This is a genomic window from Mycobacterium sp. SMC-4, assembly GCF_025263265.1.
Taxonomy (GTDB): domain Bacteria; phylum Actinomycetota; class Actinomycetes; order Mycobacteriales; family Mycobacteriaceae; genus Mycobacterium.
In genome coordinates, this window is the sequence record NZ_CP079869.1 from 4,995,089 (window position 1) to 5,019,835 (window position 24,747).

At 68.0% G+C, this 24,747-nt stretch carries 24 protein-coding genes and 1 pseudogene; 13 read left to right on the top strand and 12 right to left on the bottom strand.

What is annotated here, in order from left to right; translation table 11 throughout:
* Positions 1–284: 284 nt before the first annotated feature.
* Together KXD98_RS23820 and istB are read left to right on the top strand one after the other, a co-directional pair.
* The gene (locus tag KXD98_RS23820) at positions 285–1,646 is read left to right on the top strand and encodes a Mu transposase domain-containing protein (protein WP_260760790.1); all 1,362 of its coding nucleotides are present in this window, start codon (positions 285–287) and stop codon (positions 1,644–1,646) included.
* Positions 1,643–2,497, top strand: a pseudogene (istB, locus tag KXD98_RS23825) (IS21-like element helper ATPase IstB); the annotation flags it as partial. The gene KXD98_RS23820 and the pseudogene istB, both read left to right, overlap by 4 nt.
* A 221-nt stretch (positions 2,498–2,718) precedes the next feature.
* On the opposite strand, the gene KXD98_RS23830 reads toward istB, so the two are convergent.
* The gene (locus KXD98_RS23830) at positions 2,719–3,102 is read right to left on the bottom strand and encodes a hypothetical protein (protein WP_137148698.1); all 384 of its coding nucleotides are present in this window, start codon (positions 3,100–3,102) and stop codon (positions 2,719–2,721) included.
* A gap of 534 nt (positions 3,103–3,636) precedes the next feature.
* On the opposite strand from KXD98_RS23830, the gene KXD98_RS23835 reads away from it, so the two are divergent.
* The 5 genes from KXD98_RS23835 to KXD98_RS23855 are packed head-to-tail and all read left to right on the top strand — an operon-like array spanning position 3,637 to position 9,543.
* Positions 3,637–4,374 carry a hypothetical protein gene (locus KXD98_RS23835; RefSeq protein ID WP_137148697.1) on the top strand — a complete coding sequence of 246 codons (738 nt, stop codon included), beginning with the start codon at positions 3,637–3,639 and terminating at the stop codon, positions 4,372–4,374.
* Between the two features lie 49 nt (positions 4,375–4,423).
* Entirely contained in the window at positions 4,424–5,668 is a 1,245-nt protein-coding gene (locus KXD98_RS23840; RefSeq protein ID WP_137148696.1) for an ImmA/IrrE family metallo-endopeptidase, read from the top strand.
* Between the two features lie 26 nt (positions 5,669–5,694).
* Positions 5,695–6,906 (top strand): tyrosine-type recombinase/integrase, encoded by a 1,212-nt coding sequence (locus tag KXD98_RS23845; RefSeq protein WP_137148695.1) that lies wholly within the window; start codon positions 5,695–5,697, stop codon positions 6,904–6,906.
* Entirely contained in the window at positions 6,890–9,124 is a 2,235-nt protein-coding gene (locus tag KXD98_RS23850) for a tyrosine-type recombinase/integrase (protein ID WP_260760791.1), read from the top strand. Before KXD98_RS23845 ends, KXD98_RS23850 begins: the two co-directional genes overlap by 17 nt.
* Positions 9,121–9,543 carry a transposase gene (locus tag KXD98_RS23855; RefSeq protein ID WP_137148693.1) on the top strand — a complete coding sequence of 141 codons (423 nt, stop codon included), beginning with the start codon at positions 9,121–9,123 and terminating at the stop codon, positions 9,541–9,543. The genes KXD98_RS23850 and KXD98_RS23855 overlap by 4 nt, the downstream gene beginning before the upstream one ends.
* Positions 9,544–9,607: 64 nt before the next feature.
* On the opposite strand, the gene KXD98_RS23860 is transcribed toward KXD98_RS23855, so the two are convergent.
* Together KXD98_RS23860 and ssd are read right to left on the bottom strand one after the other, a co-directional pair.
* Entirely contained in the window at positions 9,608–10,693 is a 1,086-nt protein-coding gene (locus KXD98_RS23860; protein ID WP_260760792.1) for a TadA family conjugal transfer-associated ATPase, read from the bottom strand.
* Entirely contained in the window at positions 10,690–11,820 is a 1,131-nt protein-coding gene (ssd, locus tag KXD98_RS23865; protein WP_260760793.1) for a septum site-determining protein Ssd, read from the bottom strand. The genes KXD98_RS23860 and ssd overlap by 4 nt, the downstream gene beginning before the upstream one ends.
* A 416-nt stretch (positions 11,821–12,236) precedes the next feature.
* Here ssd and KXD98_RS23870 point away from each other — a divergent pair, with 416 nt between their 5' ends.
* On the top strand, positions 12,237–13,103 hold the full coding sequence (locus KXD98_RS23870; protein WP_260760794.1) for an HAD-IB family hydrolase: 867 nt from the start codon (positions 12,237–12,239) through the stop codon (positions 13,101–13,103).
* Positions 13,104–13,534: 431 nt separating this feature from the next.
* Here the strand turns inward: KXD98_RS23870 and KXD98_RS23875 are convergent, their stop codons facing one another.
* Positions 13,535–14,326 carry an oxidoreductase gene (locus tag KXD98_RS23875; RefSeq protein WP_260760795.1) on the bottom strand — a complete coding sequence of 264 codons (792 nt, stop codon included), beginning with the start codon at positions 14,324–14,326 and terminating at the stop codon, positions 13,535–13,537.
* Positions 14,327–14,413: 87 nt separating this feature from the next.
* Between KXD98_RS23875 and acs the strand changes: the two genes are divergently transcribed.
* On the top strand, positions 14,414–16,375 hold the full coding sequence (gene acs, locus KXD98_RS23880; RefSeq protein ID WP_260760796.1) for an acetate--CoA ligase: 1,962 nt from the start codon (positions 14,414–14,416) through the stop codon (positions 16,373–16,375).
* Positions 16,376–16,379: 4 nt separating this feature from the next.
* Here acs and KXD98_RS23885 read toward each other — a convergent pair whose 3' ends face one another.
* Positions 16,380–17,117 carry a S1 family peptidase gene (locus KXD98_RS23885; protein ID WP_260760797.1) on the bottom strand — a complete coding sequence of 246 codons (738 nt, stop codon included), beginning with the start codon at positions 17,115–17,117 and terminating at the stop codon, positions 16,380–16,382.
* Positions 17,118–17,221: 104 nt separating this feature from the next.
* On the opposite strand from KXD98_RS23885, the gene KXD98_RS23890 reads away from it, so the two are divergent.
* Together KXD98_RS23890 and KXD98_RS23895 are read left to right on the top strand one after the other, a co-directional pair.
* Entirely contained in the window at positions 17,222–17,725 is a 504-nt protein-coding gene (locus KXD98_RS23890) for a phage holin family protein (protein ID WP_260760798.1), read from the top strand.
* Positions 17,725–18,681 carry an alpha/beta fold hydrolase gene (locus tag KXD98_RS23895; RefSeq protein ID WP_260760799.1) on the top strand — a complete coding sequence of 319 codons (957 nt, stop codon included), beginning with the start codon at positions 17,725–17,727 and terminating at the stop codon, positions 18,679–18,681. The genes KXD98_RS23890 and KXD98_RS23895 overlap by 1 nt, the downstream gene beginning before the upstream one ends.
* On the opposite strand, the gene marP is transcribed toward KXD98_RS23895, so the two are convergent.
* From marP to nth, 4 genes are read right to left on the bottom strand one after another with little or no spacing between them, the layout of a single operon-like run.
* Positions 18,682–19,875: an acid resistance serine protease MarP gene (gene marP, locus KXD98_RS23900; RefSeq protein WP_260760800.1), complete on the bottom strand. Its 1,194-nt coding sequence runs from the start codon at positions 19,873–19,875 to the stop codon at positions 18,682–18,684. It abuts the gene before it with no gap.
* Positions 19,872–20,666 (bottom strand): CoA pyrophosphatase, encoded by a 795-nt coding sequence (locus tag KXD98_RS23905; RefSeq protein WP_396881947.1) that lies wholly within the window; start codon positions 20,664–20,666, stop codon positions 19,872–19,874. Before KXD98_RS23905 ends, marP begins: the two co-directional genes overlap by 4 nt.
* A 22-nt stretch (positions 20,667–20,688) precedes the next feature.
* Positions 20,689–21,336 (bottom strand): TlpA disulfide reductase family protein, encoded by a 648-nt coding sequence (locus KXD98_RS23910; RefSeq protein WP_260760801.1) that lies wholly within the window; start codon positions 21,334–21,336, stop codon positions 20,689–20,691.
* A 9-nt stretch (positions 21,337–21,345) separates the two neighbouring features.
* Positions 21,346–22,026, bottom strand: coding sequence for an endonuclease III (gene nth / locus KXD98_RS23915; RefSeq protein WP_260765385.1), 681 nt, complete (start codon positions 22,024–22,026; stop codon positions 21,346–21,348).
* Between the two features lie 216 nt (positions 22,027–22,242).
* On the opposite strand from nth, the gene KXD98_RS23920 reads away from it, so the two are divergent.
* Both KXD98_RS23920 and crp read left to right on the top strand, forming a co-directional pair.
* Positions 22,243–22,536, top strand: a complete 294-nt coding sequence (locus KXD98_RS23920; RefSeq protein ID WP_396883283.1) for a hypothetical protein — start codon at positions 22,243–22,245, stop codon at positions 22,534–22,536.
* A 104-nt stretch (positions 22,537–22,640) separates the two neighbouring features.
* Positions 22,641–23,315, top strand: a complete 675-nt coding sequence (gene crp / locus KXD98_RS23925) for a cAMP-activated global transcriptional regulator CRP (RefSeq protein ID WP_005138643.1) — start codon at positions 22,641–22,643, stop codon at positions 23,313–23,315.
* Here crp and KXD98_RS23930 read toward each other — a convergent pair.
* From KXD98_RS23930 to KXD98_RS23940, 3 genes are read right to left on the bottom strand one after another with little or no spacing between them, the layout of a single operon-like run.
* Complete coding sequence (locus tag KXD98_RS23930; protein ID WP_396881950.1) at positions 23,312–24,097, bottom strand: MBL fold metallo-hydrolase; 786 nt, start codon at positions 24,095–24,097, stop codon at positions 23,312–23,314. The two genes, crp and KXD98_RS23930, sit on opposite strands and share 4 nt — an antisense overlap.
* Before the next feature lie 7 nt (positions 24,098–24,104).
* Positions 24,105–24,566 carry a RidA family protein gene (locus KXD98_RS23935; protein ID WP_260760803.1) on the bottom strand — a complete coding sequence of 154 codons (462 nt, stop codon included), beginning with the start codon at positions 24,564–24,566 and terminating at the stop codon, positions 24,105–24,107.
* Positions 24,563–24,724, bottom strand: a complete 162-nt coding sequence (locus tag KXD98_RS23940) for a DUF4177 domain-containing protein (protein WP_260760804.1) — start codon at positions 24,722–24,724, stop codon at positions 24,563–24,565. The genes KXD98_RS23935 and KXD98_RS23940 overlap by 4 nt, the downstream gene beginning before the upstream one ends.
* Between the last annotated feature and the right edge of the window lie 23 nt (positions 24,725–24,747).

Genomic DNA, 24,747 nt, shown 5'->3' on the forward strand with positions numbered 1-24,747 from the left:
TCCCACTCCCACGGACCAGCATGGGAAACCGGACCGCGAGGCCGTAGTCCCCACGACAGCATCGGCCCGGCTCAGGTCGAATCCCCCGGGGTCGTGCAAGCCGTAGGCAAAGGGCGATACAGGTTTGAGTGAGGCGACCTTTCCTGGTGACCGCGCTCGCTGAAATTCCCCACTGACGCTCATCGAAATTCCCCACCCGTGTGGCTCCGCCGAGAAGGGCGGGCCTCCCTCGATGCTGCTGGTGTCTGACGCCAGTAGCTCGGTCGAAGGAGGCCCGCTTTCTCATGCTCACATGGGAGGACGACATGGAAGTACACGCCCTACGAAAACGTGGTTGGTCGATCTCTGCGATCGCCCGCCACACCGGTTTCGACCGCAAAACGGTTCGCAAGTATTTGGCCGGTGACGCTGAGCCCGGGGTGCGGGCGCGGCCGGGCCCGGATCCGTTTGACCCGTTCGTCGACTACGTGTCGGCGCGATTGGTCGAGGACCCGCATCTGTGGGCCCGCACCCTCTACGACGAACTCGAGGTCCTGGGCTTCGGGCTGTCGTATCAGAGCCTGACTCGCAACATCCGCACCCGTGGTTTGCGCCCGGACTGCCAGGCCTGCCGCACCGCCACTGACCGGCCCAACGCGATCATCCCGCATGCGCCTGGTGAGGAAACTCAGTGGGACTGGCTGGAATTGCCCGATCCACCGGCATCATGGGGTTGGGGCAAGAAAGCCTTCCTGTTGGTCGGGTCGCTCGCGCATTCCGGGAAGTGGCGGGCGGTGCTGTCACCGTCGATGGATCAACCGCACCTGGTCGCCGCCATCGACCGCATCGTGCGTGGCCTGGGCGGGCTGACCCGGGTCTGGCGGTTCGACCGGATGGCCACGGTCTGCGATCCGGGCTCGGGGCGGGTCACCGCCAGCTTCGCCGGGGTCGCCAAGCACTACGGGGTCTCGGTGGCGATCTGTCCGCCGCGGCGCGGGAATCGCAAAGGTGTCGTGGAGAAGGTCAATCACACTGCTGCGCAACGCTGGTGGCGCACTCTCGCCGACGACATGACCGTCGAGGCGGCCCAGGTCAGTGTGGACCGCTTCGCCCGGTTGCGTGGTGACACCCGGATCCGGGCCACCGCTGACGGGCGGTCCTCGGTGGCCGTGGTAGCCAAGACCGAGCCGCTGAGCCCGGTGCCGGCGGTGCCGTATCCGGTGATCGTGTCCGAGACCCGGATTGCCTCGCGGCAGGCGTTGGTGTCCTTCCGCGGCAACCGGTACTCGGTGCCACCAGAGCTGGCCTCCGCCCAGGTGCGGGTCAGTCATCCGATTGGTGGTGAGCACCTCGACGTCGCGACCACGGGCGGAATCGTGGTGGCGCGGCACCGCATCGCCACTGACGGGTTGGGGGTGATGGTCCGCGACAGCGGCCACATCATCGCTCTCGATACCGCCGCGATGGCCACCGCAGCGACTGGGCGACCACATCGCCGCAAGGAACGCATCCCACCCGGACCGGACGCCAAAACAGCTGCCGCGCAACTCCTTCAACTCCGCCAAGCAGATTCCGGTGTTGCCGAATCCGACGCGCCACCAAATGATTTCACTGTCATCGACTTGTCCGTCTACGAGCGGGCCGCCCAGAAAAGGACCCTGCAATGACCCCTACCGCACGCACCCCGAAAACCACCACCGGCACCACCGACAAGCAGACACCGACCGGGACGGCGAGCCGCTATCAGCAGCTGCGTTCCCATCTCGCCGAGCTCAAACTCACCGCCGCCGCCGAGGCGCTGCCGTCGGTATTGGATCAGGCCACCGCCGAGGGCCTGTCACTCACGGTGGCCCTGGAACGGCTGCTGGCCGTCGAGGTCGATGCCTCCACCGCCCGCCGTCTGGCGGGGCGCCTGCGGTTCGCGTGCCTGCCCACCCCTGCCACACTGGCTGATTTCGATGTCGATGCCGCCGCCGGTATCGACCGCGCCCTGATCGACGAGCTGGGCGCCTGCCGTTACCTCGAATCAGCGACCAACGTTCTGCTGATCGGTCCGCCAGGGACAGGAAAGACGCACCTCTCAGTCGGATTGGCAAGGGCCGCAGCCCATGCCGGGTATCGCACCTACTTCACCACCGCCGCCGATCTGGCCGCACGATGTCACCGCGCCGCGATCGAAGGACGCTGGGCCACCACCATGCGGTTCTACGCCGGACCGACGCTGCTGGTGATTGATGAACTGGGCTATCTGCCACTGCCCGCTGAGGCTGCTTCGGCGTTGTTTCAGGTTGTGTCCCAACGCTATCTGAAGACCAGCATCGTGATCACCACCAACCGCGGCGTCGGCGCCTGGGGCGACATCCTGGGAGACACCACCGTGGCCGCCGCCATGCTCGACCGACTCCTGCACCGGTCGGTGGTCATCAACCTCGACGGCGAGTCCTACCGGTTACGCGACCACCACGCCGCCGCCGACACCCTCCGCCGAGCCACCACCGGCACCCGCGAACCACTACACAGACCGGTGCTCACAGGTGAGGAATTTCAACGAGCACACCTGAGGATTTTCGGCGAGCGCGATCACCTGGCGCGGAACCCGGCCAAAGACGTATCGAGCGATGTGGGTGGTGTCGCGCCGCACGAGGGGGGTTCGCCCGGCGCGACACCGGCCAGATGGCATGTCCCGTCCCTGAGGCTAGTCCGGCCGTCCAGGACGCCGCGTTGATGAGGCGCTAACGACTAACCGGATCGGCGGTACCGGTCTTGCGCTGCGTGCGGCCCAGGGCCGGTTCGCTCGCCGGCGGCGGGCGCCTGTTGTTGCGACGCAGGCGCGATGACCTCGGTGAGAAGCTGACGCAGACGTGGTTCGGCACCCTGTCCGTGGTAGCAGTCCAGCCAGCTGGCGGTGGTGGCCACCAGGTCGTGGTTGAGAGGAATGGCGTTGCGTGCGATGGCGGTGATCAGGGCCTCGATCGCGGCGAACGTCTCGCCGATACCCAGTGTGATGTAGATGCGGTCGGCGTCGACTCTGCTGAGGTACGGGCGCGCGTTGGCGGCCAATTCCCAGGCCAAGGCGGCATCATCGGGTGCCTGACGCACCGGCGTTTTGCGCGGCGTGGACACCCGGCCTCCCTTTCGCCGACGGTCTGGTCTATCCCGTACCTACGGTAGCGGGTGGGCAGGCCGGGCGCGCGGTACTCGACCCGGGTACCGCGCCGACCAGGGACACCGCATGGGGCAACGCCGATCTGTTTGCCTACCATTCACTTTCCGTACGATTCACTGGCCGCCAGCGTGACCGAGGTGCGCCGGCCGGCGCACGGGTGATCGCACCTGCATTGGCAATCAAGCGCGACACACGTGCACCGGCTCCCGCGCCCGCATCACCCCATGCGTCACTATCGTCACTGTGGTCACAGTGAAGGAACACGCTCTCCGACCCACACGGACCGACGGCAGCCGTGCCAGTCATCGGGACTCGGGGCGGCAGGCTCGCACCGAGATCCAGGTTCAAGCATCGCGCGACACGCATGATATCCGCAGTTCAGGACCACTTATACATGTATAATTTGAGGATGCTAAGCAATGAAACATTGCCGACCCGACACACGGCGCGCCTCCGAAAGGGTGTAGGAAAAACCGTGCAGTATTTCCGCCATGGTGGTTCCGGTGGAGCTGGCGAGACAGCTCGTGGCCCTGCACCGTCTCGCGTTGGCGAGACTGCTCGGCGAGATCGGCGTGGCATTCGACGCGTCGCTGGCGCGGTGGTTCCGCGTATTCCCCGACCCGATGCAGATTCAGGGCGGGACGTTGTGTCAGGACGTACGCAGCCACGTGCTGGCGATGAACGGCATCGACGCGCAGAGCACGAAGGCCCCGACGCCGCGACTGGCGCCAGAGGGTGCCTCCTGCGGACCGGGGTCGACGTTGCGGATGTCGACGGGCCCGAGTTCGTCGGTGCGCATCGGCGATGCGGGGATGGCGTGGGCGCGGGTGCGTCACATCAGCCCGCAACGGGCCGCCGATATCGGTGCGCTGCTCCCGCAGTCGATGCCGCAGTCCAAGCCGGGCAAGCAGATGGCGCTCGACGCCGGCGAGCCCGAGGATCAGCGGGTGTTCGGCCCGGCGGGGATCGGCGACGATTACGAGCTGGTTGTGTACTGGTGGGAGACCCCGGGCCGGTTGTCGGTGGGTGGTGGCATTTTGGCGGTGGTGGCCGATCTGGACACCAACGAGGAGCGGATTCTGGGGTTCGAGCCGTTACCGCTGGCGATTCGGCCGAAGACCGTTGCCGAGCAGCAGAGCGCGGCCGAGGGCGACGACGAGGATGTGCGCGAGGACTTCGAGGAATTCTTGCCCAGAACTGCTCCCGAGACCGGGGAAGCCGAGGCGTAGACGATGAGCTGGTACCGGCCGGGCGCGTGTGGGGACGAGGTGGTCGGTGATGGCGTCGGTAGAGGTGTTCGGCACACGGGTCCGCCAGGCCCGGGTGCTGCGGCGACTGTCAGGCACCGCGGTGATGGATCATCTGGGTTGGCGCTCTCCGCGCCAGACGCGGTTGGAGCAGTCCGAGACCGCGGTCCTCGACGGCGCCGATTTCGATCGGCTGGCGGCGTTGTTGCGTTTCCCGCCAACATTTTTCACGACCGCACCGGCGTCGCGGGTGACGGCGCGGGATCTGTTGTTCCGGGCGCCCAAGTCCACCACGGTCACCGAGAAGGAGTACTTGGCGGTGTTCGCCAACGTCGTCGGTGATCTGCTCGGGCAGCTCAATGCGGTGGCCAAGCTGCCCCCGGTGCTGCTGGAGCCGTTACCGGCGGGCACCGATGTGGTGACTGCGGCCGCGCAGGCGCGGCGCTGGCTGGGGGTGGCGCCAGGGGTGCCGATCAAGTCGCTGACCTACGAGCTGGAAGCTGCCGGGGTGCCGGTGGTGATGCGGATGAAGCACTCACGCTCCACCGGAGTGGTGGACTGGGACACCGATGAGGACGGGCCGGCCGGGTTGTTGACCGAGAAGCATCTGGGTTGCTCGGCGCGGACCGGGGAGTATCGGGAACGGCCGCTGGTGTTGTTGCGGGCGTTGGATTCTTGGGAGCGCACCCGCTGGACAGTCGCCCACGAGATCGGGCACTTGTTGTTGCACCGCTACGGCGATGTCAGCGATGACCAGGAGCGCGAAGCCTCCCGGTTCGCCTCAGAACTGTTGGCGCCAGCCGAAGTGCTCGCCAAAGAGGTGCCGCCGGTTCCCACGCTCAGCGATCTGGTCGATGCGAAGGTGAAGTGGCGTATTTCCCTGGGGGCGTTGATCATTCACCTTCGCGAGTCGAAGCTGATCGATGAGGTCCGCGCCGATACGTTGCAGCGCCAGCTCTACACGCGGATCAACTCCGAGACCGGGCACACCTGGGGCAAGACCGAACCGGGCTGGAATGCCCGCACACCGGAGCGGCCCCGGCTGCTGCGCCGGTGGATGGAGGAATGCTACGGCTCGGTCAGCGTGGAGGCCTTGGCCGCCCACGACCTGATCTACCCCACAGACTTGTTGGCCGACATCCTGGCCGGCCAGCGCGACGCTCCCGCCAAGGTTGCCGCGGCCCCGAACACCGCTTCGACGGTGCTCGATGAGGAGGCGGTCCTGGACCGCGGGGACACGGTGGTGCAGCTACGCCGGCCTCGCCGGCAGGCCTAACAGGGAATTGCGGGGGCGGATCGGGGATGGCACGGACACAACGGATCGCGCTGACCGGCGCCCCGGACACCTACACCGTGCTGGGCCCCGATCACCTGCCGATCGAGGCAGCCGAGGAGTACCTGCAGTTCCTGCGCGATGACGGGTCCTCACCGAACACCGTGAAGGCGTATGCGGCCGGCCTGGCGGCGTGGTGGACGGTGCTGGAGCACACCGGCACCGACTGGCAGGACATCAGTACGAGCCTGTTCGGGCAGTTTCTGGCCTACCTGCGCACCGGGGACCTGCCGGGCACCGCCCGGATCGGCGCACCGGAGGTTTGGCTGGGCACTGCGAGCACCCAGCTGCGGGCCGCGGCGGTGCTGGCGTTCTACCGCTACCACGCAGACGCGAACGGGTTGGCCGGCCCGTATCAGCGACTGTTCACCAGCCGCGGCAAGCGATCACGGTCACGGTATATCCCGATGCTGGCCGGCGTGGGCCGCCCACCACGGTCCAAGGACCGGCCCATCTACACGGTGCGCGGCGGCAACAAGTCCGCCACTCCGGTGCTGCTGCCCACCCAAGTTGCTGCGATCCTTGATGGCTGTGCCACCCAGACCGGACAGGACTGGTCGGGGCCGCCCTCAGGGCTGCGGGACCGGCTGTTGTTCGCGGTGCTCGCCGAGACCGGGATGCGACTGGGTGAAGCGCTGTCGCTGCGGCACCACGATTTTCATATCGGCGCCGGCGGGACACCGTTCATCGACGTGGCCGCCCGACAAGACCATCCGCGCGGGGCCCGCGGCAAGACGCTACTGGCCCGGCGCATCTACATCGGTGACGATCTGGAGGCACTGTATTCGACCTACGTGTGGCACCTGGTCGACCAGGGCGCCGATCTGGACGTGCCCGACCTGGACACTCACTTCGTGTTCGTCAATCTCACCCACGGGCAGCGTTTCCGGCCCATGCGTGCCGAAACCGTCTACGCCAAAATCGATTCGGTGACCAAACGTGCCGGCGGGGTGCTGCCCGATCGGTGGTCACCGCACTGGCTGCGCCACACCCACGCCACCGCGCTGCTGCTCTCCGGGGCCCCGCCGCATGTGGTGATGCGCCGCCTGGGCCACGCCGATATCCAGACCACGCTCTCGACCTACGGATGGGTCACCGAGGACGCCGAGATGCGCACCCTGGCCCAATGGCGCAGCTACGTCGCTGGCTGGAAAGGGCTGCACCATGACCACACCGACTGACCCGCCCGCACCCACGCCGGTCCTCGCCCCCGCACTGGGGTCATGGGCGACTCAATGGGCACAGGTCCCCGAGGCGTGGCGTCGGCCGGTCTATGCGATCTACAGCGCTCCGTTTGATCAGGTGTTTCTGCGCAACCAGTTCTACCTGCAAGCACACCGCGCCGGAGCCGCCCACGATTTCACCCCCGACGCCCCTACTCGGTTCGGCGACGAGATCGCCTGGTGGGTCTGGGTGTGCTGGGACCAGCAGCTTCGCAAGATCGAACCCTCCCTGCTGGCCTGGCTGACCCGCACCCTGCCGGCCGCGATCGCCGAACACCGCACCTGCACCGGAAGGGCACCGGCCAGCATCGCCGACCTGGACCCCAATGCCGTGCTCCGCCAGGCGGTCCTGACCTTTCAGCGCCGCAACATGCGGCTCCCGTCGGCGGGATCGCGGCGCAACATCCGCCATGTCATCGAGCATCTGCACCTGTGGGTATCGGTGCGCTGCACCGATACCCCGTGGTGGGAGCACGATATCTGGGATCTGCGCACCGACCCGCGGATCCCGCGCCGCGACCACGAACCCCGCCACGACACCGCCGTGCGGCTGCGCGATATCGAGCCGGCGTGGCTGCGCGAAGGGCTGCGGTTCTGGCTGCGCAGCGCGTTGACCTACGACCTGCTGGTGTGGTCCTCGGCCGCCGACCGGGCCCGCAACCTGGGCTCGCAGCTGGGCCGGTTCGCCCACGACTACGGCCATCACGATGATCCGCTGATCAGCACCGATCCCGATCAGCTGCGCACCGTGTTCCTCGACTATCTCGGGTATCTGCGTTCCCCGGCCGCGGCCAGCCAGTCTGAGCGCCTCACACCGGATACCGTGGCCACCCTGCAAGCCCAAACCCAGGCGTTCTACACCTTCATGCACGACAACGCCGCCGATGCGGCGACCGCGACGGCCAACCCCCGCTGGCGCGATATTACGCTGACCCACACCGCGCTGTGGTCACCGCTGCACGCGCCCAAACAGCGGCGCCGCGAACGCGAGCTCACCTGGTATGCCACCGCCGACCTGCAGCGCATGCTCACCTATCTCGACGTCCTGGCAGCCCCCGCCGGGCGCAAGGTGGTGCTGACCAAAGCCGACGGCACGATCACCGTCGCCGCCGGCCTCGGTGACCCCCAGGCCGCACGGATCTGGCTGCTGCAGGCCCTGACCGGGCGCCGGGCGTCGGAAATCCTGATGCTCGACCATGATCCGCTGCAGGCCATCCCGGGCCTGGAACGCCCCACCGACGGCGACCCGGACACGTTCGTGGCCCGGCTGCGCTACCAGCAGACCAAAGTCGATGACGTCATTCCCACCATCCTCGTTGAGCAGGCCATCGTTGACATCATCACCGAGCAGCAGAGCTGGCTGAAGGCGACATATCCCGACCTGGCGCCCCGATACCTGTTCCTCGGCGTGAAGAATCAGCACCGCGGTCAGCAGCCCCGCTCCTACAACACCTACCGCACAGCGCTGGCCAAGCTCGACGACTGCCACGATCTCACCGACAGCGCCGGCCGACGACTGCGCTTCACCCAGACCCATCGGTTGCGCCACACCCGGGCCACCGAGCTGCTCAACGATGGCGTTCCGTTCCACGTGGTGCAGCGCTATCTCGGTCATAAAAGCCCTGAGATGACGGCCCGTTACGCGGCCACCTTGGCGGCCACCGCCGAGGCAGAGTTCCTCAAGCACAAGAAGATCGGCGCCCACGGCACCGATATCTCGATCAGCCCCAGCGACATCTATGAGATGACGCAGCTCGGTGCCCGCACCGACCGGATCCTGCCCAACGGGGTCTGTCTGCTCCCGCCGCTCAAACAGTGCGACAAGGGCAATGCTTGTCTGGGCTGCGGTCATTTCGCCACCGATGCCACCCACCTCGATGAGCTGCGTCAGCAGCACGCCGCGACCGAGGCGCTGCTGGCCGCCCGCCGTGACCAGTATCGCCGGCGCAGCGGACGTGAACTCGGTGAGGACAACATCTGGGTGATCGAACGCCGCCGTGAACTGCGATCACTGGAAGCGATCATCGAACGCCTGTCGGCCACCGGAGCCGAAGAGGCGGTATCCGGTGCCGGCACCGGGGCGGGGAAGCGACTGCCGCTGCTGCAAATCCAAACCCGCGGCGCCCACCAGTCAGCCCTCGACAAAGCCCAGCAACCCCGCACCACGGATCAATGACCGCTGCCCGCTCCACCGCCGGACTCAGAAAAGCCAGCACCAAAAGCCGCAACGACGCCCGCCGCAAAATCAAGAAGGCGCTACGCGAAATGCAGCGCGCCGGAATGAATATCAACCCCCACGCAGTCGCCCGCCACGCAGGGGTCGCCCGCAAAACGATCTACAACCACACCGACCTCTTCGACCAAATCCGCGCTGCCTCCGCTACACCACGGCCCCAGATCGCCGACCCTGAACCGACAGCATCAAACTCCCGTTCGCCAGTCGATGCTGCGTTGCGCCAACAACTACGCACCCAGAAACGCCAGTACGACGACTATATCGCCGCCCTCAAATCAGAAATCAGAGACCTTCAACAACAGCTCGCCGCAGCCCACGGCGAGATCCACCGTCTACGCGGCAACGGCAACAGCGGCTGATGAGCCATACCAATCGAATCGCATGGGGTACCCCCAAAAACGGGCTCGCTCGTCAGTTACACCGTTACAGATAACACTGTGTTTCTCGTAGATCCCGCGCATTCAAACGCACCTCGGTAACTGTCTTACACACAGCTATTACTGTTACAGATAAGATCGCGGCGGCGAGCTGGCTGTGCAACGCGGCCCGGTTCAGTCCGCCGAGCGCGGCCAACGCCTCGAAACGGGCCGGCACCTCGGCCGGACTGTTGGCGTGCACGGTGCCGGCACCGCCGTCGTGGCCGGTGTTCAGTGCCGACAGCAGGTCAACGACCTCTGCGCCGCGCACCTCGCCGACGACGATCCGGTCCGGGCGCATCCGCAGCGCCTGGCGGACCAGATCGCGCACCGTCACTTCACCGACGCCTTCGACGTTGGCGGCGCGGGCCACCAGGTTCACCAGATGCGGGTGTCGCGGGGCCAGCTCGGCGGCGTCTTCCACGCACACGATGCGCTCGTCAGCGGGCACCGCGCCGAGCAAGGCCGCCAGCAGAGTCGTCTTCCCGGCGCCCGTCCCGCCGGAGACCACGAATGCCAACCGCGCGGCGATGATGTCTCGCAGCAGGGACAGGGCCTCCGCGGCGATTGCCCCGGACCGGGCGAGTTCGTCGAGATCCTGGGTGGCCGGACGCAACACCCGCAGGGACACACACGTTCCGGCGGCCGCGATCGGAGGCAGCACCGCGTGCAGACGGACCGTCAGCGCTGCCCCGGAAGGCCCGCGCAGCGTCCTGAGGTGCCCATCGACCCAGGGCTGAGCTTCGTCGAGCCGCCGCCCCGCGGTCAGCGCCAGCCGCTGCGCCAGGCGACGCACGGCGGCCTCGTCGGTGAACCGCACCGCGGTGCGCCGCAACCCCGTCCCGTCGTCGACCCAGACCTCATCCGGTGCGGTCACCAGCACGTCGGTGGTCTCCGGTGCCCCCAGCAGCGGTTCCAGGATGCCGGCACCGATCAGTTCGGTCTGCAGTTCACGCAGGCTGCTGAGCACCTCGGCGTCACCGAGGACACCACCTGATTCAGCCCGTATCGCGGCGGCCACGACGCTGGGGCGTAGCGCGGCGCCCTCTGCCGCGAGGCGCTCGCGCACCCGGTCTATCAGCGGCGACGTCATGCGGCCGCCTCGACCGGGCTTTCCAGATGGGGGTTGGCGCGCAACACATCGAGCACGGCGCGAGCCGCGGCGGCCATCGGACTTCGGCGCCGCAACCGCAACCCGCCGTGTTCCAGCGCCGGATCGAGGCCCGGCTCGGGACGCATCGCGGCCAGCACGGGCAGGCCCACGATGCGGCCCACCTCGGCGGGGCGCAGGCCGCCCGGGGCCGGCCCGCGAATCACCAGGCCGGTATTCGGGTTGGCCGCAGCCACCCACCGGGCCGTCGCGGCGGCCGACGCGCTCGAACGCACGTCGGCCACGGTGAGCAGCACCACGAGGTCGGCCAGCGCCAACGCGACGTCGCTGACTGCGTTGGCTTGCCGCGCGACATCGCAGACCACCGGCACGCCGGCGCGGCTGCCGGCGTCGATGACCGATTCGAGTGCAGCGGCGGTGATGTTGGCCGTGATGACGTTGCCGGCTCGGTCGGCGCCGAACATCCGGCTGACGGCGAGCACGCTGACCTCGTGGCGGCGTGGCAGCGCATCGCGCAGCGCCGGATAGCTCAGCCGTCCGCCGGTCAGGGACAGATCCGTCCAGCGCAGGCCGGGTTCGGTCTCGCTGCCCAACAACAGGTCCAGCCCACTGCCCAGCGGATCGGCTTCCACCAGAAGGGATTCGGCGGCGACGCGGGCCAGCGCGGTTGCGAAGATCGACGCCCCCGCACCGCCGCGGCCCGCCAGCACCGCAACCACCGGACCGCGCGTCGCGGCGTCGCGTACCGAATCGGCCGCCTCGGCCAGCACCGCCATCAGGTCGCCGTCCTGGGCGGGCAGCTGGAGCACCTGCTGCGCCCCGACCGCCACTGCCGCCTGCCAGTGCGTCGGACCGGGCGCCACCGCACTGACCAGCAGAACCCGGGATCGGCGAGCCAGCCGGCGCGGCGCGCACCGAGCGGCTGCGGCATCGTCGAGCAGGACCGCGGCAGCGCTGGTCCACGCGCGGCGGGTGGGCGGGTCGTCGGCGCGGATCATGGTCAGCCCGGCGGCAGCCACCACGCGTTCGATGTCGGCGCATAACACGTGGTCGTCGCACAGCGTCAAAATCGCCGCAGCTGACGCGGCGTGGGGGGCGCTGGCGGTCATGAGGCCAGCCTCGAAGCTGCGCCGCGCGGACGCCACCAACCGCCGGCCGAACCGGGGAAATCTGGGGATGAAGTTCGGTGTGGGGAGCAACCGGCGGCCCGATTGCCGAAAATACCGTTCCGCAATCTCATTGGCGCGGTTGATCTATCCGCTTTGCGAAACAACCCCCAGAAAAGGGACGACCCCCGCCAGGGGGGGGAGGAGGCGGAGGTCGTCGTGTATCAGCCCCGGGGGGTCGGGCTGATGCACACCCGGCATAAGCCGAGTGATGCCCACTATACACACGCGGGAACGGGCCGGCGCAAGAGTGAAATACCCAAACGTGATGTAAATCTGGGAAAGATTACAGACGCGGACACGTGTCGTGAACTGCCAATTTGTACAGCTGGCGAGTATTTGTCACATCGGTCGGCTCTATGCTGGCCGATGTGACCGCATCCGAGCCGACGACCAGCGACTCCCGGGTTGACGGCGCCACCGGGCCCGACCGCCATGTGCGTACCGCAGCGTTCTTCGATCTCGACAAAACCGTGATCGCCAAATCCAGCACATTAGCTTTCAGCAAACCCTTCTTCCATCAGGGTCTGATCAATCGCCGGACCGTGCTGAAGTCCGCCTACGCCCAATTCCTGTTCCTCATGTCGGGGGCCGACCACGAGCAGATGGATCGCATGCGCTCCTACATCACCACGATGTGTGCCGGGTGGGACGTCGAACAGGTCAAGTCGATCGTCGGAGAAACCCTGCACGACATCGTCAACCCATTGGTGTTCGCCGAAGCCGCCGAACTCATCGCCGACCACAAACTGTGCGGCCGTGACGTCGTGATCGTGTCGGCCTCCGGGGAGGAGATCGTGGCGCCGATCGCACGGGCGCTCGGGGCCACCCACGCGATGGCCACCCGGATGGTGGTCGAGGACGGCCGCTACACCGGCGACATCGCGTTCTACTGCTTCGGCGAGGGCAAGGTGGCCGCGGTTCGTGCGCTTGCCGCCCGCGAGGGTTACGCGCTCGAACACTGCTATGCCTACTCCGATTCGGTCACCGACATCCCGATGCTCGAGACCGTCGGCCATCCGACGGTGGTCAACCCGGACCGGGCGCTGCGCAAGGAGGCCACTTCTCGGGGATGGGACATCCTGACCTTCTCGCGGCCGGTGTCACTGCGCGACCGCTTCACAGCACCGTCGGGGGCCGCGGTCGCGACCACGGCCGCCGTCGGATTCAGCGCGCTGGCAGCCGGGGCGCTGACGTACACGCTGCTGCGCCGATTCGCGTTCTGAACTGTACCAAAGCGAGATAGCTGACCGGTTCCGGTAACAATCCGGGCGCGGCGCCACAATGGGGCCTTGATGTGATCGCGGTCACGTAGTACAAAGGAGATACGGAAGCCGGGCAAGGCCAAGGTCGAGCCGGAAGAGAAGGCTCTACCTCCCGACCCCGGACTCCCAGCACGGGTCCCGGAACCCACGCGGAGCACATACCGCGGAATAGGTAAAAGCGTTGCGGGCCTGCGTACTTGCGAAAAGCGATCGACGGCGACGGCCTTTTGGGTGGGGCTACAGTCGAAGCGCATCGCATCGCGCCGAGGCCAACCCGCGCAACCCCACACGCACGCTTGGTAACCGGAGGCCAGTGCTTGGCGGGCGGCGCCCGAAGTCGTTTCGAAGTACTTCGGACGCCGCCCGTTTCTGTTTGCTGACTACACCCCTGACTACACCATCTCCTCGGCGATCGACAGCGCTTCCCGCGCGCCGGCGTGCAACCCCTCGCTACTGAGCACCAGCCACGCGGTCAGGCCCTGCGGGGTACCGGAGGCGAATCCGCGCGCCGCGGCCTGATAGTCACCTGAACGGCGCATCCAGTGCACCTCGGGCACGCCCAGCCCGTGCGGATCCAACCCGCTGGCGACCGTGATGAGCCGAGACACCGCCCGCGCCACCACGCCGTCGGCGCTGCCGAACGGCGCCAGCGTGAGCAGCTCACCGTGCGCGACACCGGCCAGCACCGCCGCGGGCACCCGCGTCGCACCCGTCACCAAGGCGGCCAGCATCTCCAGCCGGGGACCCACGTCGGGATCTGACCGGGGACGGCCCAGTGCGTCGGCGTCGACCAGGTCGGCCGCGGCCAGCGCGTGCAGTCGCGCGAGAGTCTGCAGCGGCGCCCGCCGCCACACCCCCACCAACGACCCCTCCCCGCCCTCGAGTGCCTCGGCGACCCGCAACGCACCGGCCAGCACCGGCTCGGTGCCCTCGGCGGGGAACTGCAAGGCTCCGCCGTCGAGCACCGAGGAAGCCCGCGCCGCGCGCAGTGCGGCCTCGGCAGCGGTCTTGGGCCAGCCGCGCAGATTGGTGCGGTGCCGGTGCGCGCGGCCCAATGCTTCACCGGCCTCGGCGGCGGCTTCTGCGACCCCACTCAGCTCCGTCAACGGCGCCAACGGATCTCGACCGGAGGTGCTGCTCGTCACGGTCGCACACGCTAGCCGACCGCTGGACCGACCAGTCATCGCGTTCGTCGCGGATCACCCACCGCCTGCAGCGCGAGTTGTGAGTTGGCGGTTTCTGTGGGCCTCGTAGTGACTACCCTCACAACCATGACCGAGACGCACGTCGACGCTCCGTCGTCCTACCCACCGGCACCCGAGTTCGCCGCGAACGCCAACGCCACCGAAGCGCTCTACCAGCAGGCCGACGCCGACCGGCTCGGGTTCTGGGCCGAGCAGGCGCAACGCCTGGCCTGGGACACCCCGTTCGACGAGGTCCTGGACTGGTCGGACGCACCGTTCGCGAAATGGTTCGTCGGCGGCCGGCTCAACGTTGCCTACAACTGTGTCGATCGCCACGTTGAGGCCGGCAATGGTGACCGCATCGCCATCCACTGGGTCGGCGAACCGGTCGACGATGCTCGCGACATCACCTATGCCGAACTCCAAGACGAGGTGTGCCGGGCCGCCAACGCGCTGACCGAGCTGGGCCTGCAGGCCGGCGACCGGGTGGCGATCTACATGCCGATGGTGCCCGAAGCCATCGTCGCGATGCTGGCGTGTGCGCGGTTGGGCGCCATGCACAGCGTGGTGTTCGCCGGTTTTTCCGCTTCGGCGCTCAAGGCCCGGATCGACGATGCCCAGGCCAAGCTGGTCATCACCACCGACGGTCAGTACCGGCGCGGGTCGGCGGTGTCGTTGAAGAACGCCGTCGACGACGCGATCGGCGACCTCGGTCAGGACAGCCCGGTCCAGCACGTTCTGGTGGTGCGCCGCACCGGCATCGACACGCCGTGGACCGACGGCCGCGATCTGTGGTGGCACGAGACCGTCGGGCGGGCCTCCACCGAGCACACGCCGGAGGCGTTCGACTCCGAACAGCCGCTGTTCCTGCTCTACACCTCCGGGACCACCGGTAAGCCCAAGGGCATCGTGCACACCTCAGGTGGCTACCTGACCCAGGCCGCCTACACCCATCACTACGTCTTCGACGTCAAACCGGACAAGGATGTGTACTGGTGCACCGCCGACATCGGCTGGGTGACCGGGCACAGCTACATCGTCTATGGACCGCTGGCCAACGGCGTCACCCAGGTCGTCTACGAGGGCACGCCGGCCTCGCCGACCGAGCACCGGCACTTCGAAGTCATCGAAAAGTACGGCGTCACCATCTATTACACGGCACCGACGCTGGTGCGGACATTCATGCGCTGGGGCCGCCAGATCCCGGCCGAGCACGACCTGTCGTCGCTGCGGCTGCTCGGATCGGTCGGTGAGCCGATCAACCCGGAGGCCTGGCGCTGGTACCGGATGGCGTTCGGCAAGGACGAGACGCCGATCGTGGACACCTGGTGGCAGACCGAGACCGGCGCGATCATGATCTCTCCGCTGCCGGGCGTGACGACGTGCAAGCCGGGCTCGGCGATGCGCGCCCTTCCCGGGATCTCGGCCAAGGTGGTCGACGACGACGGCAACGAACTCGAACGTTCCCCCGACCACGGCGAGCATGCCACCGGCTACCTGGTGCTCGACCAGCCGTGGCCGGCGATGCTGCGCGGCATCTGGGGTGATCCCGAGCGATTCAAGGAGACCTACTGGTCGCGGTTCGGCGAACAGGGTTGGTACTTCGCCGGTGACGGTGCGCGCATCGGCAGCGACGGTGAGATCTGGGTGCTCGGCCGCATCGACGACGTGATGAACGTCTCCGGGCACCGCATCTCGACCGCCGAGGTCGAGTCGGCGCTGGTCGGCCACTCCGGGGTGGCCGAAGCCGCGGTGGTCGGCGCGACCGACGAGCACACCGGCCAGGCCATCTGCGCGTTCGTCATCCTCAAGACCAGCGCACACGGCGGTGAGGCGAACATGGTCGACGAGTTGCGGGCCGAAGTGGCCCGGGAGATCTCGCCGATCGCCAAGCCGCGCGAGATCCACGTCGTACCGGAGCTGCCGAAGACCCGCAGCGGCAAGATCATGCGCCGGCTACTGCGTGATGTCGCCGAGGGCCGCGAGTTGGGCGACACCTCGACGTTGGTGGATCCCAGCGTGTTCGAGGCGATCCGGGCCAGCAAGTAGCGCCTCAGCGAACCGGCACGAAGCCGCTGCCCGGCCTGCCCTTTGCGGTGATGTCACCGAGCTGGGTGTTGAACGACATGGTCACCGCGGGGGTGTGCAACGGGATGAACTTGACGACGCACGTCGGCAACGACTCGGAGAACGCGCCGTGGAGCATGCCGACCAGCCGGTTGTTGACGGTGACGGGGCCGCCCGAGTCACCCGGCCCGCCGCACACCTGGTTGAGGATGGTGCCCGGTTCCGTGCCCGGTCCCCAGGTGACGCCACACGAATACCCGGTGGTGCGACCGAGTTTGCAGGCCACATCGCCGAATCGGGGGTCCGGCGCCAGCCCGTCGATCCGGAAGCCGTTGATCTCGCTGACCGGGTTGACCTTGGCTCGGTCGAACTCGATGACCGCGTAGTCGAGGATGTCGTTGCCGGCCACCATCCGCCCGACCGGGCCGGCGTTCTCGGCGCCTTCGGCAGCCACCACCGCGCCCGGGCCTCCACAATGGGCCGAGGTGAATCCGACCAGGCTGCCTCGGTTGTCGGTGCCGATGGCGGTCAGCGTGCAGAACGTCTCACCGTCGATGACCAGTCCGGAACCTCCGCCCAGCGTGACCGTCGGTGCTGCGGCGGCCGGGACCGTGCCCAGCGTGCACGCCGCCAACACCGCCGCGGCCGTGAGCAGCGCGCGAACAGCCAGACAGCGGCCGTGGATTGTCACCAATAACCCCAATCGATGTGCCCGACCCGCCATCTGTAGAGAACGTCGGCAGTCTAACGTCACGGCGGCGTCGTTTAGCGTTACGCCACGTGGCAACATAAGCCGCAACCGAAGGACCAGGCGGGAAGGATGATTGCGTGAGCGATCGCAAGAACGGCGTGCCGAACACCGTGACGTCGATACCGCTGGTGGACCCGCACGCACCCAAGCCCGACCCGTCGATCGGCGATCTGGTCAAGGACGCCACCGCCCAGGTGTCGACGCTGGTGCGCGCCGAGGTCGAGCTGGCCAAGGCGGAGATCACCCGGGATGTGAAGAAGGGCTTGACCGGCAGCGTCTTCTTCATCGCCGCGTTGGTCGTGTTGTTCTACTCGACGTTCTTCCTGTTCTTCTTCCTCGCCGAACTCCTCGACCAGTGGCTGTGGCGGTGGGCGGCGTTCCTGATCGTGTTCGGCATCATGGTGGTCGTCACCTGCCTGCTCGCGCTGTTCGGTTATCTGAAGGTGCGCCGCATCCGGGGCCCCCAGAAGACCATCGAGTCGGTCAAGGAATTGCCCGAGGCGCTGACCCCGGGCGCGGACAAGAGGGCCGTCGCGACGACCGACGGTAAGCAGGCGACGGCCGACCCGTCCGGCTGGTAATGGGCCGACCCGATCCGTCGGTCGTACGTATCGACGGGCCGTGGCGACATCTCGATGTGCACGCCAACGGCATTCGGTTCCACGTCGTCGAAGCCGAGGGTTCCTCCGGGGCGCTGGACGGTTCGCGACCGTTGACCGACCGGCCGCTGGTCATCCTGCTGCACGGCTTCGCCTCGTTCTGGTGGTCGTGGCGCCATCAGCTGCGCGGGTTGTCCGGCGCCCGGGTGGTCGCGGTGGACCTGCGCGGGTACGGCAGCAGCGACAAACCACCCCGCGGCTACGACGGGTGGACGCTGGCCGGCGACACCGCGGGACTGGTGCGGGCGCTGGGGCACAACTCGGCCACGCTGGTGGGCCACGCCGACGGTGGTCTGGTGTGTTGGGCCACCGCGGTGTTGCATCCGCGCGCGGTGCATGCGATCGCGGTGGTCAGCTCACCGCATCCGGCGGCATTGCGGGCCTCGGCGTTGCGGCGCCGCGACCAGGGCGGCGCCCTGCTGCCGTGGATGCTGCGTTACCAGGTGCCGCGCTGGCCCGAGCATGTGCTCACCCGCGCCGACGCCACCGAGGTGGAGCGGCTGGTGCGTAGTCGCGCCGGTGCCGCGTGGCAGCAGACCGAGGATTTCTCGCACACCATGGGCCAGCTGCGGCGCGCGATCCAGATCCCGTCGGCGGCGCATTCGGCGCTGGAGTATCAGCGCTGGGCGGTGCGCAGCCAGCTGCGCGGCGAGGGCCGGCGGTTCATGCGCTCGATGAAGCGCCCGATCTCGGTTCCGGTCCTGCATCTGCGTGGCGAGTCCGACCCCTATGTGCTGGCCGACCCGGTGGACCGCACCCGCGATTACGCCCCACACGGCAGATACGTCTCGATCGGCGGCGCCGGGCACTTCGCCCACGAGGAAGCACCGGGTGCGGTCAACGCGCAGCTGTCACGTTTCCTGCGGCAGATCTACTGATCAGCCCGCGTTGATGCAGGTACCTGTCGGTACCGGGTCGACGTTGCCCACCCTGGCCATCTGCCGGGACACCTCCTCGGCGGTCAGCACGAAGCCGGTGTCCTTGTCCTCGACGGCGGCGCCGAAGACCACCCCGAGCACCTTGCCGCCGCGGTTGATCATCGGCCCCCCGGAGTTGCCCTGCGCGACTTCGCCGCGAATGGTGTACACCTCGCGGGTCACCGTCTTGGTGCGGTAGATGTCGGGGCCGTTGAGCTCGATGGTCTCGCGCACCCGGGCCGGCGTCGCCACGAAGTCTCCGCCGCCCGGGTAGCCCATCACGATGCCGTCGGTTCCCGACGGCGCTTCGTCGTCGGCGAACTGCAGCGGGGCCGAGGGCAGGTCAGGCACGTTGAGGATCGAGATGTCGGCATCCGGGTCGTAGGACACCACCGTCGCGTCGTAGGTCTGACCGTCGACTTCCACGGTCACGGTGTCCGAGCCGGCGACCACATGTGCGTTGGACATCACCCGGTTGGGCGATACCACGAAACCGGTGCCCTCCAGCATCTTCTGGCAACTGTTGGCCACCCCTTGGACCTTCACCACACTGGACCGGGTCATGCCGACCACCGCGGACTCCTTCAGCGACTGGTCGGGTTCGTCGACCGCGACCACCGGGGTCGGCCCGAACGGCTTGAGAACGTCGTGCAGGCCCGCGGTGGCCCACAGCGACGACAGCCGGTCGGGAACCGAGCGCAACCAGTCGGGGGCGACCTGGTCGACCTCGGCGATGACCCGGGAGTCGCGCACCGCCGCGGCGAGGTTGGGTTGCGGCGAGGACATCAGCGCGGTGCCCAGCAGCCATGCGGCGGTCAATACCAACACCAGTTGCACCGCTACGCCGACCACCGAATCGGCCACCCGCAGCGCGGGGTTGCGGATCGCGCCGCGCACCGCCCGCCCGAGCACCACGCCGGCGATCTCGCCGATCACCACCAGGGTCAGGATCAGGAAGAGGGTGACGAACAGCTTGGTGCGCGGACCGTCGATGTGGTCGACGACGTGTGGGGCCAGCAGCACACCGGCCACCGCGCCGAGCGCGACCCCGATCAAGGCCAGCAGGGAACCCGGCGCCCCTGATCGCCAGCCGGACACGGCGGCAATGAGCGCTACGGCGAGGATGGCTATGTCCAGCCACTGTGACGCGGTCATCGTTGCGCTTCACCGTAGCTGCCGTCGGTGTCCAAGAGCCTCATTGCCTCGTCGAGTTCGTAGACGTTGTCGGTGTCCCACTCGGTGGCCCAGCCGGCGACATCGAGCATCGCCGAGATGACCTGGCCGGTGAATCCCCACACCACCATCTGGTTGAGCAAGAATGCCGGGCCCGCGGAGCGTCGAGTGTTTTCCTTGCGATACACCATGATTCGGTTCTCCGGGTTGACGAAAGCCCGCACCGGGACCCGGGACACCAGCGCCGTCTCGGACTCGTCGACGACGGCGACGGGCCCCGGATCGGGCGAGTAGGCCAACACCGGGACGACGTGGAAACCCGAGGGTGGGATGAACATCTTCTCCAGTGTGGCCAGCGGTTGCAGCCGGGTGGCGTCCAGTCCGGTCTCCTCGGTCGCCTCCCGCAGCGCGGTGTGGACGGGGCTGCGGTCCTCGGGGTCGGCGGCTCCGCCGGGAAATGCGGCCTGTCCGGCGTGATGGCGCAGCGTCGAGGCCCGGACGGTCACCAACAGGTCGGCATCGACGGGCAAGTGGCCGGCCGGGCCGTCGGCCGGTCCGGAAAACAGGACCAGCACGGCGGCGTCGCGGCGGACGCCGGTGACCGCCGCGGTGGCGTTGGCGGCGGTCAGCGCCGCCAGCACCTCGGCCGGCACCCGGCGCCGGTAGGCGTTGCGCACCGCGTGCGGACGGTCGACCAGCGGCGCAAGCCACCCCGGAGTCGCGTCCGCGATCAGTTCGCCGGCATCGTTTTCTGGCCGGTCTTCCCAGCTCACGTCCCAGCTCCCGGGGCCATCCTCAAGCCACTCCGATCGTCGGCTGAACCGCTTCGGCGATTTCGTCAGCGGTCGCAAATGACCGAGGCAGAATTTCGGCCACGCTACCGTCTGCGCGCAGCACAACCGTCGCGGGCATGACGTTGGGCACACGCAGAGCCGCTGCGATCGTGCGCCGGCCGTCCTGCAGGGTCGGCAAGTGCACCCCGAGTTCGGCCAGCCGCAGCAGCGCGGCCTGCTCGTTTTCGTCCTGGTGCACGGTCAGCACGGTGATCGCGGACCCGACACGCCGCTGGAACTCGGCCATCGCGGGCAGCTCGTCGGCGCACGGGCCACACCAGTAGGCCCACAGGTTCAGCACGGCCGGGCGGCCCGACAGCGCGGCGGCGACGTCGACCCGGGAGCCGTCCCCGGCGCACTCGAGGAACACACCGCGCAACGCTTCCGGTCCGGGCCCGCCCTCGGGTGCCGGACACGGTGCCAGGTCGGCGCGGGCCCGCGGTCCGGCCAGTGCCTCGGGGGTGTCGGCGTCGCGCCGGTCGCGCGCGGAAACCGAGTCCGAGGACGCGGTGCCGCCGTCGCGGTCATTGCCGAGTTCGCCCCACAGCGCCGCGGCCAGCGCCACGACGACAACCAGCGCGATCACACTCCATCGAACAGACGTACTCATGACCGCCCGTCAGAGCCCGGCCAGTGCCAGCAGATGCTCGGTCTCGGGTCCCTTCACCAGTGGCGCGGCCACCAGCGGATCGGTCGGTCCGGCGCCGAATGACGGGCAGTCCTTGGCCAGCACACACACCCCGCAGGCCGGCTTACGGGCGTGACACACCCGGCGGCCGTGAAAAATCACCCGGTGGCTGAGCAGCGTCCACTCGGAACGCTCGATGAGCTCACCGACAGCGTGCTCGACCTTGACCGGGTCCTCCTCGGCGGTCCAGCGCCACCGTCGGACCAACCGGCCGAAATGGGTGTCGACGGTGATACCGGGGATGTCGAACGCGTTGCCGAGGATGACGTTGGCCGTCTTGCGGCCCACCCCGGGCAGGGTGACGAGCTCGTCGAGGGTCCTGGGGACCTCGCCGTCGAACCGTTCGACGAGTTCCTGTCCCAGCCCGATCAGTGAGTTGGCCTTGTTGCGGAAGAACCCGGTGGGCCGGATGAGTTCTTCGAGCTCGGTGCGGTCGGCCTGCGCATAGTCGAGCGCAGTGCGGTATTTGGCGAACAGCGCGGGCGTGGTCAGGTTGACCCGCTTGTCGGTGCTCTGCGCCGACAGGATGGTGGCCACCGTCAGTTCCAGCGGGTCAGTGAAGTCCAGTTCGCAGTACACGTGCGGAAACGCCTGCGCGAGCGTCCGATTCATCCGGCGGGCACGCCGGACCAGACCCAGTGGGGTCTCCCGGTCCCATTTCCTGCTCGACGCCCGCACGCTCACCAGGCCAGGGTACGCAGTCGCCCCGACTCGCCGAGCCGAGGATCACTCCTTAACGAGGGCTTTTCGTGATCCTGCTGAGACCTTGAGCGTGTTTACTTCTGCGGTGTGTCGTGGTTGCTCGTCGCGCTGATTCCCGGGTTGCTGATGCTGGCGACCTTCGGTCTCGAGCGCCTTGAGGCCGGCCTGCGTCGGGACACGTTCTCAGCGGCCGATGTTGCCGAGTTCCTGGACAACGCCGAGGCCGGTGACGTCGACGCGCTGGCCAGGGACGGGATCGACGGCGCATTGCACAACGTGGCGCAGCGCCGCGGCGAGGTGGACTCGGCCACCGGCGGACTCTCCACCGTGACACCGGCATCTGGTTTGCCCACGCGGCAGTACTTCCATCATCGCGGCAATACTGAATTTCAGCAGACCCGGCACGCCAATCCTGTGTAGCGTGGGCTGGTCACCGGGCGCCGTACCTCTAGACTGATCCCGCGATCGCTTCCAGAGGCCGGCTCGCGCATGTCTATTCATCGAACACCTATAAGAGGGGCAACGTGGACGAGATCCTGGCCAGGGCCGGAATCTTCCAAGGGGTCGAACCCAGCGCCGTTTCCGCGCTGACCAAGCAGCTGCAACCCGTCGACTTTCCGCGTGGACACACCGTGTTCGCCGAGGGTGAGCCCGGGGACCGGCTGTACATCATCATTTCGGGCAAGGTGAAGATCGGCCGCCGCTCCCCCGACGGTCGGGAGAACCTGCTGACCATCATGGGTCCGTCCGACATGTTCGGCGAGCTGTCGATCTTCGACCCGGGGCCGCGGACGTCGAGCGCCACCACCATCACCGAGGTGCGCGCTGTGTCGATGGACCGCGACGCGCTGCGCGCCTGGATCGCCGACCGCCCCGAGATCGCCGAGCAGCTGTTGCGTGTGTTGGCTCGCCGCCTGCGCCGCACCAACAACAACCTCGCCGACCTGATCTTCACCGACGTGCCCGGCCGGGTGGCCAAGCAGCTGTTGCAGCTGGCTCAACGCTTCGGCACGCAGGAGGGTGGCGCGCTGCGGGTCACCCATGACCTGACCCAGGAGGAGATCGCCCAGCTGGTCGGCGCCTCCCGAGAGACGGTCAACAAGGCGTTGGCCGATTTCGCCCACCGCGGATGGATCCGCTTGGAGGGTAAGAGTGTGCTGATCAGCGACAGCGAACGCCTGGCGCGCCGAGCGCGTTAGCTCTGCCGCAGGTAGTTCAGCTGGGCCTGCACGCTCCATTCGGCGGCGTCCCACAGTTTCTCGTCGACGTCGGTGTAGACGTGTTCGACCACCGCGCGGGCGTCGGCGTCATCGCCGAGCGTGGCCAGGGCCGCGCGCACTTGATTCAGCCGCTCGTCGCGGTGGTTCAGGTAGCTCTGGCTGACCGCGACGACGTCGTCGAGTTCGGGTCCGTGGCCCGGCAAGACCCGCCGGTGCCCCAGGCCGGCAAGCCGGTGCAGCGATTCCAGGTAGTCCCCGAGGTCGCCGTCCTCGGAATCGATGACGGCGGTGCCCCGGCCCAGGATGGTGTCGGCGGTCAGCACGGCATCGTCGAGCAGGAACGACACCGAGTCCGCGGTGTGGCCGGGAGTGGCCAGCACGGTGATCTGCAGACCCGCCGCATCGATCACCTCGCCGTCGGTCAGCGGGCCGCCGAGGCCACGCTGGAATCCGCTGCCCACCGACCGCACGACGGCGCCGGTGAGTTCCACGATGCGGTCGATGCCGCCGGTGTGGTCGCCGTGCCGGTGGCTGATGAGCACCAGTGGTATCGGGCCGAGCTCGGCGAGCCGCTCGATGTGTTCGTCCTTGTCGTCGGGTCCCGGGTCGACGACCACCATCTCGTCGCTGTGGGGTCCGCGCAGCACCCAGGTGTTGGTGCCGTCGAGGGTCATCAGGCCCGGGTTCTCGCACAGCAGCACCGAGGCGGTCTCGGTCACCGGCCTCAGCAGGCCGTAGGCGGGATGATCCAGACCGCTCACGGCACTGCTAGCCGCCGACCTCGACGATGATCTCCACTTCCACCGGGGCGTCGAGCGGCAACTCCGACACTCCGACCGCGGAGCGGGCGTGTGCCCCGGCGTCCCCGAAGACCTCACCGAACAGTTCCGATGCGCCGTTGACGACGCCGGGCTGGCCGTTGAAGCCGGGCGCCGAGGAGACGAAGCCGACCACCTTGACCACCCGCACCACGCTGTCGAGACCGACCAGCGCATCCACCGCTGCCAGCGCGTTCAGCGCGCACTGGCGGGCCAGGCCCTTGGCCTGCTCGGTGGAGACCTCGGCACCGACCTTGCCGGTGACGGGCAGCTTTCCCGCCACCAGCGGCAGCTGACCTGCGGTGTAGACGAGGTTGCCGGTCTGGACCGCCGGAACGTAGGCGGCCAGCGGTGCCACCACCTCAGGCAGCGCGATGCCGAGTTCGCCCAACCGGGCCGACCAGCGGCTCACTTCGGCCGTTTGAGGTATGCGACGTGCTGCTCGCCGGTCGGTCCGGGCAGCACCGAGACGAGTTCCCAGCCGTCCTCCCCCCACTGATCGAGGATCTGCTTGGTCGCATGCGTCAGCAACGGGACGGTGGCGTATTCCCAGCGGGCCTGATCGGTCATGGCACCGAGCCTATCGGTCGCCA

What these genes read in the sequence shown, in the direction of transcription:
- KXD98_RS23820 (WP_260760790.1), top strand. Translation starts at nt 285, where the DNA reads ATGCTCACATGGGAGGACGACATGGAAGTACACGCCCTACGAAAACGT.
- KXD98_RS23835 (WP_137148697.1), top strand. Translation starts at nt 3,637, where the DNA reads ATGGTGGTTCCGGTGGAGCTGGCGAGACAGCTCGTGGCCCTGCACCGT.
- KXD98_RS23840 (WP_137148696.1), top strand. Translation starts at nt 4,424, where the DNA reads ATGGCGTCGGTAGAGGTGTTCGGCACACGGGTCCGCCAGGCCCGGGTG.
- KXD98_RS23845 (WP_137148695.1), top strand. Translation starts at nt 5,695, where the DNA reads ATGGCACGGACACAACGGATCGCGCTGACCGGCGCCCCGGACACCTAC.
- KXD98_RS23850 (WP_260760791.1), top strand. Translation starts at nt 6,890, where the DNA reads ATGACCACACCGACTGACCCGCCCGCACCCACGCCGGTCCTCGCCCCC.
- KXD98_RS23855 (WP_137148693.1), top strand. Translation starts at nt 9,121, where the DNA reads ATGACCGCTGCCCGCTCCACCGCCGGACTCAGAAAAGCCAGCACCAAA.
- KXD98_RS23860 (WP_260760792.1), bottom strand. Translation starts at nt 10,693, where the DNA reads ATGACGTCGCCGCTGATAGACCGGGTGCGCGAGCGCCTCGCGGCAGAG.
- ssd (WP_260760793.1), bottom strand. Translation starts at nt 11,820, where the DNA reads ATGACCGCCAGCGCCCCCCACGCCGCGTCAGCTGCGGCGATTTTGACG.
- KXD98_RS23870 (WP_260760794.1), top strand. Translation starts at nt 12,237, where the DNA reads ATGCTGGCCGATGTGACCGCATCCGAGCCGACGACCAGCGACTCCCGG.
- KXD98_RS23875 (WP_260760795.1), bottom strand. Translation starts at nt 14,326, where the DNA reads ATGACTGGTCGGTCCAGCGGTCGGCTAGCGTGTGCGACCGTGACGAGC.
- acs (WP_260760796.1), top strand. Translation starts at nt 14,414, where the DNA reads ATGACCGAGACGCACGTCGACGCTCCGTCGTCCTACCCACCGGCACCC.
- KXD98_RS23885 (WP_260760797.1), bottom strand. Translation starts at nt 17,117, where the DNA reads ATGGCGGGTCGGGCACATCGATTGGGGTTATTGGTGACAATCCACGGC.
- KXD98_RS23895 (WP_260760799.1), top strand. Translation starts at nt 17,725, where the DNA reads ATGGGCCGACCCGATCCGTCGGTCGTACGTATCGACGGGCCGTGGCGA.
- marP (WP_260760800.1), bottom strand. Translation starts at nt 19,875, where the DNA reads ATGACCGCGTCACAGTGGCTGGACATAGCCATCCTCGCCGTAGCGCTC.
- KXD98_RS23910 (WP_260760801.1), bottom strand. Translation starts at nt 21,336, where the DNA reads ATGAGTACGTCTGTTCGATGGAGTGTGATCGCGCTGGTTGTCGTCGTG.
- nth (WP_260765385.1), bottom strand. Translation starts at nt 22,026, where the DNA reads ATGAATCGGACGCTCGCGCAGGCGTTTCCGCACGTGTACTGCGAACTG.
- KXD98_RS23920 (WP_396883283.1), top strand. Translation starts at nt 22,243, where the DNA reads ATGCTGGCGACCTTCGGTCTCGAGCGCCTTGAGGCCGGCCTGCGTCGG.
- KXD98_RS23940 (WP_260760804.1), bottom strand. Translation starts at nt 24,724, where the DNA reads ATGACCGATCAGGCCCGCTGGGAATACGCCACCGTCCCGTTGCTGACG.